Source organism: Acinetobacter sp. GRABPA_MV_2 (genome assembly GCF_056725885.1).
Genome location: NZ_JBWZNA010000032.1, coordinates 18673 through 28181, shown reverse-complemented (window position 1 = coordinate 28181; position 9509 = coordinate 18673). Strand labels below are relative to the sequence as shown.

Below are 9509 nucleotides of genomic sequence, written 5' to 3'. Positions count from 1 at the left end.
ATATTATGTTAAATAAAAGATTTGGAAACCTTATCATGACCAAGGCTTCGTGCTACTCTTTATATTGTTAGTAAACTTCACCTTCACCGGAATAATCATAGCTTGGCTAAGTGTATCTTAGGTACGTTTAATAAATGTAAGAGCCTTATGCCATATTGAATATTGCAATTGCATAAGGCTTTTATGGTAACCCTTTTTAAAAACGGTATCCAAATTTCATACCATACCCGATTGCATGATTGTCTTTAAAATCTGCCTGTTCTGCGAATGGCTTAATTCCTTCAATTGGCAAGTAATAAGTCCCATCCTCAGTTTTGGTATCGCCTAGCCAATAATATTTTATACCACTAGCTATAAAGTAGCAGCAAAACTCTAATTCTTGGCTCCAACCATAAGTCTTATGAGCAGCTACTTTTTATTAAAATTTTCTTTTAACGCATCAATTAAGATATTTAACAAAGGTGCTTGCTCACGTCTATGGGGATAATACAGGTGATACGGTTCATAGCTATGTCGCCAGTCCTTCAGCGTTTCTTCCAGTTCACCACTTTCAATATAAGGCTGAACCATATCAATAGGTAGATAAGCGATTCCTACACCGCTCCTTACTGCTTGAAGCACTGGAGATAAGGTTGTAAAAACAACTTTAGCATTAACAGTAATTGTTTGTGTTTTACCTTGTTTGGTAAATTGCCAACGGTAGAGTTCACCATGTGTAGGTAATCTTAAATTAATGCACTGGTATTCCACTAAATCTTTTGGATGCTTTGGATGACCATAACGAGCTAAAAACTCTTTGGTTGCAACTGTTAGCATTTGTATTGGCTCACTCACCTGTAAAGCGATCATGTCTTTAGAAACTAAACCGCCTCTTCTAAGTCCTGCATCAAAACGCCCTTCTACAATATCGACAAGACCATAATCAGATATGATCTCTACTGAAATTTTTGGAAATTGTTGTATGAGTTTTTCAACTGCTGGCCATAAAACACTTTGTATTCCATATTCATCTGCACTAATACGTAATGTTCCTGCTGGATCATTTTTTAAAGCACTAATTTGATTTATGCCATTTTCTATTTCTTCTATTGCAGGTTGAAGCAAATTCAGTAGATATTCCCCTGCTTCTGTAGGTGCCACACTCCGTGTTGTTCTTGATAATAGTTTTATGCCAATTCGGTCTTCTAAATTACGGAGTGTTTGGCTAATGGCTGACTGTGACGTCCTGAGTTTTGCCGCTGCACGCGTAAAGCTACGTTCCTGAGCAACCACCATAAAAGTATGCAAATCATTTAAATTTTCTTTCATTATTTATAAGTATTCAATATAAGTGCTATCTGATTATAGTGGATTATCATAATAAATCACCACGGTTATATTTATTTCATCGACCTAGTTCTTCTTTCGGAGAGAAGATGATGGAAACTGTAACTTTCAAAAATAAAAATATCGATGTTTCTGCAACTATTCGTTTTCCAAAAGATTTCGATGAAAACAAAACATATGCAGCAATTGTATGTGCGCATCCAATTAGTATATGAGAGACGCTTTAGGTGCCCATACACTTGGCGATATTGCAGACCGTTTTGGCCGTTATGCCCCCGACGTATTTTTTAGTGATGTAAATGGTTGGATCAATGAACGCATTGAAGGAAGAACAGCAAAAATGCGGAAAAGTAAAATATCGCGGGATACTCCCGACTAATGAGCTAATAAGCCTCAAATACTAAAGTAAAACATCCCTAATCTGTTTTAAACGCCTTCTCAGATTTTTTCGGACAATCAGAGAATGGATTCGCTCACCCAAAATTTTGTGATGAGTTGGAATGTGATGTCCGAAAAATCGATCAAAAGGATAATCAAATGAGTAAGCGTATTATTATTGCAGGTTCTGGCTTTGCTGGCTTATGGGCTGCACTCGCTGCCCAAAGAGCAATTCACTTGGCTTCGCAAGAACAAAACATTGAGGTGCTGATGGTTTCCCCTAGTCCAAATGTTGGGATTCGTCCTCGCCTTTATGAAGCCGTGCTTGAAAACATGAACCCTGATATTTCAGAGTTATTAAGTGTGGTTGGGGTTAAATTTCTGGCAGGTTGGGTAAATAAAATTGATGGCGACCAACAGACCATCGAAGTTTCAACCACCGATGGCAACAAACAAACCTTAAGCTATGACCGTTTTATTCTGGCAACAGGAAGTACTACGTTTATGCCACCGATACCGGGCCTTACAGAATATGGATTTAGTGTAAGCACACTAGAAGATGCTGAAAAATTAGATCAACATCTTAAAAACTTAGCCCATAAACCTGCAAATGCAGCTCGTAACACTGTGGTTGTTGCTGGTGGTGGCCTGACTGGGCTTGAAACTGTGACCGAAATGCCTGAACGTCTGCGTAGCATTTTAGGTGAAACTGATGTCCGTGTGGTTTTAGTAGATTCCTCAACAGAAATTGGTGCAGCAATGGGTGACCAAGCCGCTACTGTTATTCGAGAAGCCCTTAACGAGCTAGGTGTTGAAGGTAAAGCTGGGCTAAGAGTTACTGCACTAGATGCCACTGGCGTAACGCTTTCTAACGGCGAAAAAATTGAAACAGAAACCGTGATCTGGACTGCGGGCATGCGAGCCAACCCACTCACCTCCCAAATTGCTGGTGAAAAAGATAATTTGGGTCGTTTGATTGGGGATGCTTATTTACATGCACCTGAAGCAAAAAACATTTTTGTGACTGGCGACACTGTAAAAGTTCCAACCGATGATTTAGGCAATTTTAATGTGATGTCGTGTCAGCATGCTATGAGCTTAGGCCGTGTGACGGGTTATAACGCTGCGGCAGAATTAGTTGATTTACCACTTCATCCATACAGCCAACCAAAGTATGTGACTTGTGTTGACTTGGGTCCTTGGGGTGCACTTTATACCGAAGGTTGGGATCGTCAGGTTCAATTTGTGCGTGATGAAGCTAAAAAAATTAAACAAGAAATTAATACTGTCTGGATTTATCCACCAGTTGCAGACCGTAAAGCAGTTTTTGCAATAGCAAACCCTGATTTTGTGATTGTTCCTTAAGATTAATTTTTACACTAATCCATTTATTTAAAACCCTAAAAGCAAGCCCATCGCTGGTTCTACTTTTAGGGTTTATATTTGAATCATTAAATTATGACTTTTCTAGTTCTTCTATTATCGCTAAAGCTGTCTTTTTAGCTGAAAACGGGTTTTGACCCGTAATTAACTTACCGTCTTGAACGACATGTGGTGTAAAAGGAATAAAGGCCTTTTCATAACGAGCGCCATACTCTTTAGCTAACTCTTCGGCATTGTACGGCATTTTTTTTGCCACCCCTGCCAAAACCTCTTCACTCCATGCAAAGCCTGTTAACTTTTTGCCTTTTATAAGTCGTTCACCATTGGAAAGTCTGACATTGAGCAAACCACAATAGCCATGACAAACACTTGAAATAATGATGCCGCCTTTTTCATAAATATTTTTGGTGATTTCTTGAAGTTCAGGGTTATCTAAAAAATCCCACATCACACCGTGACCACCTGTGTAGTAAATCACGTCATAGTCTTGCCAATTAATATCGCTAGGCTTAAAAGTATTAGCCAATAAAGTCATAAAGGCTTGATCATCTTCCCTCGCTTTTACAGACTTGTCAGAAACCAAAGCTCCTAATGATTTTGGTTCTATCGGAGTTTTTCCGCCGTTGGGACTCACGATATCTTGCACATAACTTTGCTTTTCAAATTCGTCATAGGCATGGGTGAGCTCGCCTAACCACAGCCCTGTTGTTTCATCGACATCCTTATAGCGTGAAACATTGGTCACGACATGTAATATGCGTTTAGACATTTTTTCACCTCATTTTCATATTTATAATTCTATCTTTCATCTATCAAAACATAGAAAGCTGTTACTGAAAGTGTGCGCTTGGTAAAGTTATGAACCTTGTTTCAATCTTGATTACAATTTATTTTTATATAAAAAAAGAGGCACTCACCAGGCCTCTTTTTTAAAAGTTTAAACGCTTTAAATTATTCGCGAATAAATGCCAATAAGTCCGCATTAATCACTTCATGGTTCACGGTTAACATACCATGTGAAAAACCCGGATAGATTTTAAGTTGGCTATTTGGGAGTAACTCAGCAGATTTTACGCCAGACGTTTTATAAGGCACAATCTGGTCGTCATCACCATGCAACACCAAAACAGGAATGGTGATTTTCTTTAAATCTTCTGTAAAGTCAGTTTGTGAGAATGCCACAATACCGTCGTAATGTGCTTTTGCACTGCCCGTCATGCCCTGACGCCACCAGTTCGAAATGATACCTTCAGAGGGTTTCGCATCTGGTCGGTTAAAACCATAGAACGGGCCAGATGGTAAGTCACGGAAAAATTGCGCACGATTGGTGAGTACTTGATTTTGAAGGTCGTCAAAAACTTCTTTTGGTAAACCCTCAGGATTATTTTCAGTTTTAACCATCAGTGGCGGAACCGCACTAACAAGTACAGCTTTTTTAACATTGTCTTGGCCATGACGTGCAATATAGTGAGCTACTTCACCACCACCTGTTGAGTGGCCAATATGAATTGCATTTTTAATGTTCAGATGTTTAACCACTTCTGCCACATCATCTGCATAATGATCCATATCGTGACCATCCCACACCTGACTCGAACGCCCATGCCCACGTCTATCATGTGCTACAACACGATAACCTTGTCCTAAAAAGAATAATAATTGTGTATCCCAATCATCTGAACTTAAAGGCCAACCGTGATGAAAAAATAAAACTTGGGCATCTCGTGGTCCCCAATCTTTATAGAAAATTTCTACGCCGTCTTTTGTGGTTACATATCCCATCTTTGTTCTCCTAGTGAAAAACTGCTTGTTGATTCGTTATAAAGGTTTAAATATTTATACTCAGTTAAAATGAGCTTTGATGTTCTAATAACAATGTTGCACATAAATTAACATGCTCTTATATAAGCATCAGTAATTACTCAGTCAATTAATGTAAAAGTAATTTTATTTCAAAAGATATAACAGCTCATTAACTATATTGATAAATGAATTTGGCGGTATGATTACCGCCTTCTTTTTAGCTAATATTTATCAAATTAAATAAACTCAAAGCTATTAATATCATAGTCTAATCAGATAACTCGGTTAGGCTATTTTCGCCATTTCTACACTACGCTGCTGCAACAGTTTCACCGATTGCTTCGCTTGCCAAGCTAATTCCATCATATCAACATCAGGAATTTGATCATTTTCCACCACCATTTTTCCAGCCACAAACATGGCTTTAATATGTGCTCTCCCACCACTTGCCACAGGGCCAATCGCCATATCATGTAAGCCGAAATAACGCGGATCATCCAATTGATAAACCACTAAATCTGCCTGTTGTCCAACCTCAATTGAACCCACTTGATCTAAACCTAAAATCTTAGCTCCACCTAAAGTTCCCCAACGAATGATGTCCTCAATACTTGCAGCATCTGCTCCTCCTTCAAATAGCCCACCCTCATATTGAGGTAGAGCCGACATGCCCTTTCTGGCCCGTTGTAACAGCCATGCAGCATGGGTTTCAGATAACATATCTGCGGCTTCATTCGAGCCCGCACCATCTACTCCAATCGAAATAGTCATACCCGCTTGTTCTAAACTGACAAGATCGGCAATACCACTACCCAAACGTGCATTACTCTGAGGGCAATGTGCAATCCCTGTTTGAGTTTGGCCCAACAGCTGTATTTCTTCAGGTAATAGCTTAACTAAGTGGGCAAACCAGACATCGCTTCCAACCCAATCCTGCTCTGCACAAAACTGTACAGGTGTCATGCCAAATTTGGTTCGAGCCGCATCCAGATAATCTACTGTTTCAGATAAATGGCTATGCATGCGGATACCCAATTGTCTGGCAATCTTGGCACTTTCTCTTAGTTGCTGTGCAGTGGTCGAATGCAAAGCTGTGGTGGGTGCCATCACAATTTTCCGAAATGCATCGGAACTCGGTTGATGATATCGCTGTACTAGGAGTTCTATATCCTCCATATAGTTTTCAAATTTCTCAGGACGTAATGCTTGCGGTAATTCACTTTCCAAGCCACGCGTTAGAGTTGCACCACCTCGGCATAACACAAAACGCATGCCTAACTTTTCAGCTTCATCAAATAAAATCGCAGCCCCATCGAACGGCATTTGTGGCCAGTAAAGATAATGATGATCGGCTACTGTTGCGCAACCTGACCGTAATAATTCAATTAACCCAATGCGTACTGCCACTCGAAATGTGGCTTCGTCGAATGCACCACGAAATCGATATGGCGTACTGGCAAGCCATGAGGTTAGGTTTTGATTTAAACCTTGTGGTTCACCCTTCAATAAAGATTGAAATAAATGATGATGAGTATTTACCCAAGCTGGATAAATTACACAGTCTTTCGCATCGATAATTTGTTCATTCGGTTGTGCGGTCAGTTGTCCCAATTCAATAATTTTACCGTCTTGAATACGGATATCAGTAAATGAAGAACGCGCTGCATCTCCCGATAACCCTGTCAGAATGGCATAAGCATTTTTGATTAAATAGCGATGATTTAAAGAACCATTATTTGAAAGATCATGACTCATACTTGTTCACTCTCATGCCATTTACTTAAAAAGAAATGACTTAATAAAGACATCAGCACAAATAAACCCAAGCCTGTGCACGTAATAAGAAATAATGCTGCAAACATTAATGGTAAATCGAGCTGAAAACCTGCTTGCAAAATTTGGTAAGCCAAACCTGCACTAGTCCCACCTGCTCCAGCCACAAACTCCGAAACCACGGCGCCAATAAGTGCCAAACCCGAAGAAATACGCAACCCACCAAAGAAATAAGGCAAAGCATTTGGCACACGTAAGCGCATTAAAATTTGCCAACGACTGGCTTTATTGATCAGAAAAAGATTAAGCAAACCTTTGTTAACACTACGTAAACCTAAAGTGGTGTTAGTCAATATTGGAAATACTGCAACTAACATGGCACAAACGACTAATGCTAATGTTGTATTTTGAATCCAGATAATCACCAGAGGGGCAATAGCGACAATTGGAGTCACCTGAAATAAAATGGCATAAGGCATAAAACAGGCTTCTACTACACGGCTTTGTACAAAGACGAAAGCGATCAAGGTGCCAATGACTACAGCACAGACAAAAGCCAATAAGGTAATTTTTAGTGTGATCAACAAGCTTCCAAATAACACACTGGACTCTTTAATCATTGCCATAACAATATCGCTGGGTTTTGGTACGACATAGACAGGTACTTCAAGCTGTTGAAAACTCAACTGCCATACTAGTAGGAAAATCAGACCTAACCCTAGTGGAGCTGCAATACGTTGTACCTTTGGATGTTCCATTAATGGTTTAATCATGACCATGCCCTCCGCTTGCCTCAGCTAATACTTGGGATAGATGTGAACATTGTTGAATAAAGACTTCAGAACTACGGAAAGCTTCATCACGCACATAAGGCCCCTCAATTTCAAGGTCAGCCACCACACGTCCTGGTCGTGCTCCCATCACAATGACCCGAGAAGATAAATACACTGCTTCATAGATGCTATGAGTAACAAAAACTACGGTTAAATCTCGCTCAGACCATAATTGACGAATATCACTGTCAAGTTTATGGCGAGTAAATTCATCTAAAGCTCCGAAGGGCTCATCCATTAACAGTAAATCTGGTTCAGTCACTAATGCACGAGCCAAAGAGGCACGCATTTGCATGCCCCCCGAAAGCTCGCGGGGATAAACATGACTAAAGTTTTCTAAACCAACGGCCTTTAACGCGGCCATAACTTTTGGTGTACTAGTTGATTTCGAAATATGCTGTAAATCCAAAGGTAAACGTACATTTTCTGCAATATTAGCCCAAGGCATCAGGGTTGCTTCTTGAAAGACCATTGCCATTTTGCATTGTGATTGGATCTCGGCCTTGCCATTCCAACGCACTAGTCCCGCAGAAGGTTGCTCCAGATCGGCAAACATTTTCAGTAAAGTACTTTTCCCGCAACCTGATGGTCCAAGTAACGAAACAATCTCACCACGAGCAATATTTAAATCCAAACGTTGTAAAGCATTAGTACCATTTGGATAAGTCTTTTCTACCCCTCTGACCATAATCATTGGCGTAATAAAATTTGAAGATTCATGTATAGAAGTATCAATTGTTAATGCAGAATTCATATGGTTTCCCCTCCGCGCGAATGCCTTTTTTCTTAACCCTATAACCCTGACTACTTGGCAGTTTTAACAAACTGTGTGGTATAAGCAGTTTTCCAGTTGGTTTGAGCTTTTAACAAACCAGCGTTCACCATAAAATCTCGTGTGGCTTTCCAACGCGCATCGGTCATGACCCCGATTCCTTGTGTTTTAGCATCTCCTCCATCAATCAGTTTGAGTTTGCGCATTTGACCTACTGCAAAGGCCAGCAGATCATCTTTCATATTTGGGTTTTCTTTTTTAATCAGACTATTCCCTAATCGAGGATCAGCTAAATAGTTTTTCCATCCTTCCATCGATGCCTGAACAAAACGACGCACAACATCTGGTTTGTTTTGAATCACATCATTACGTGTAACTAAAATACCGCCATAAGCTGGATAGCCAGCATCAGCAAATAAAAAGAAATTACTTGAAGGCTCTGCTTTTTTTGCCTGAAAGACTTCAGAGGTTGCATAGGCTTGCTGTGCCACATTTTTGCCGGCTAAAAATGGCTGCATATTGAAGGTATAAGGGCGAGCCTGTGCTGCATTTAATTTATATTTCCCTTTTAACCATGGCCACCAGCTTGCTTGCCCACTGGTTGAAACAAGAATTGTTTTGCCTTTTAAGTCCGCCAACGACTTTACATCGCCATGAGTTAATACACCTTGTGGATCAAACTGAAATGGTGCCGCAACTGCTTTGATTGGAAAATTACTTTCAATACCCTTCAAGACTTGTAAATCATAATTAATTATAATGTCGGCACGTTTGGACAATAGTAAGGTCATATTATTGACCTGTGGCCCACCAATTTTAATATCGACATCGAGTCCGTATTTTTTATAAATCCCTTGTGCAAGTGCCTGATAATATCCACCTTGCTCGGCTTGTGCATACCACGTGGTTTGTAGAACAAGTTTATCGGCAGCATAACTGGTTGAACTGAAAATTGTTCCTAGCCCCAATAATGCACTCACAATAACAGTACGTCGCCCTTTGCTTACATAGTGCTGAATATTCATAAATAAGCCCCCTAAATCTGTATTGATTTATCTTGCTATTCTTTTTAGGGGGGCAATCAATGTATCAAATGCACATTTCTCTCAAAACCAGAATGGTTTTGTCCCCAAAAGAGGAACAGCAAACGCTGTAGAGCAATGTCCCGCATGTTTACTACACACTGACCGCTTATACTCAGGAATGAATTAGCAAGCTCTGTGCCAATTTTGATTTCATTT

At 40.0% G+C, this 9509-nt stretch carries 8 protein-coding genes and 3 pseudogenes; 3 read left to right on the top strand and 8 right to left on the bottom strand.

Annotated features, from left to right (window positions below; all coding sequences use genetic code 11):
• Window positions 1-196: 196 nt before the first annotated feature.
• Window positions 197-361: pseudogene (locus ACXM0J_RS18130) on the bottom strand (transporter); the annotation flags it as partial.
• A 47-nt stretch (window positions 362-408) separates the two neighbouring features.
• The gene (locus tag ACXM0J_RS18125; RefSeq protein ID WP_086264964.1) at window positions 409-1308 is read right to left on the bottom strand and encodes a LysR family transcriptional regulator; all 900 of its coding nucleotides are present in this window, start codon (window positions 1306-1308) and stop codon (window positions 409-411) included.
• 110 nt (window positions 1309-1418) lie between these two features.
• Between ACXM0J_RS18125 and ACXM0J_RS18120 the strand changes: the two are divergent.
• From ACXM0J_RS18120 to ACXM0J_RS18110, 3 genes and pseudogenes are all read left to right on the top strand, one after another.
• Window positions 1419-1535 (top strand): annotated as a pseudogene (locus ACXM0J_RS18120) (alpha/beta hydrolase); the annotation flags it as partial.
• Between the two features lie 2 nt (window positions 1536-1537).
• Window positions 1538-1705, top strand: a pseudogene (locus ACXM0J_RS18115) (RrF2 family transcriptional regulator); the annotation flags it as partial.
• 158 nt (window positions 1706-1863) lie between these two features.
• Window positions 1864-3069, top strand: coding sequence for an NAD(P)/FAD-dependent oxidoreductase (locus tag ACXM0J_RS18110; protein ID WP_262470839.1), 1206 nt, complete (start codon window positions 1864-1866; stop codon window positions 3067-3069).
• Between the two features lie 91 nt (window positions 3070-3160).
• Here the strand turns inward: ACXM0J_RS18110 and ACXM0J_RS18105 are convergent, their stop codons facing one another.
• From ACXM0J_RS18105 to ACXM0J_RS18080, 6 genes are all read right to left on the bottom strand, one after another.
• Window positions 3161-3856, bottom strand: a complete 696-nt coding sequence (locus tag ACXM0J_RS18105) for a type 1 glutamine amidotransferase domain-containing protein (RefSeq protein ID WP_262470838.1) — start codon at window positions 3854-3856, stop codon at window positions 3161-3163.
• A 182-nt stretch (window positions 3857-4038) separates the two neighbouring features.
• Window positions 4039-4869 (bottom strand): alpha/beta fold hydrolase, encoded by an 831-nt coding sequence (locus ACXM0J_RS18100; RefSeq protein ID WP_126645604.1) that lies wholly within the window; start codon window positions 4867-4869, stop codon window positions 4039-4041.
• A gap of 306 nt (window positions 4870-5175) precedes the next feature.
• A complete protein-coding gene (locus ACXM0J_RS18095) occupies window positions 5176-6645 on the bottom strand; it encodes an amidohydrolase family protein (RefSeq protein ID WP_262470837.1) in 1470 nt (489 codons plus the stop codon).
• Window positions 6642-7436 (bottom strand): ABC transporter permease, encoded by a 795-nt coding sequence (locus tag ACXM0J_RS18090; RefSeq protein WP_262470836.1) that lies wholly within the window; start codon window positions 7434-7436, stop codon window positions 6642-6644. The genes ACXM0J_RS18095 and ACXM0J_RS18090 overlap by 4 nt, the downstream gene beginning before the upstream one ends.
• Complete coding sequence (locus tag ACXM0J_RS18085) at window positions 7429-8250, bottom strand: ABC transporter ATP-binding protein (protein WP_262470835.1); 822 nt, start codon at window positions 8248-8250, stop codon at window positions 7429-7431. The genes ACXM0J_RS18090 and ACXM0J_RS18085 overlap by 8 nt, the downstream gene beginning before the upstream one ends.
• Before the next feature lie 50 nt (window positions 8251-8300).
• Window positions 8301-9293 (bottom strand): ABC transporter substrate-binding protein, encoded by a 993-nt coding sequence (locus ACXM0J_RS18080; RefSeq protein ID WP_019767751.1) that lies wholly within the window; start codon window positions 9291-9293, stop codon window positions 8301-8303.
• Between the last annotated feature and the right edge of the window lie 216 nt (window positions 9294-9509).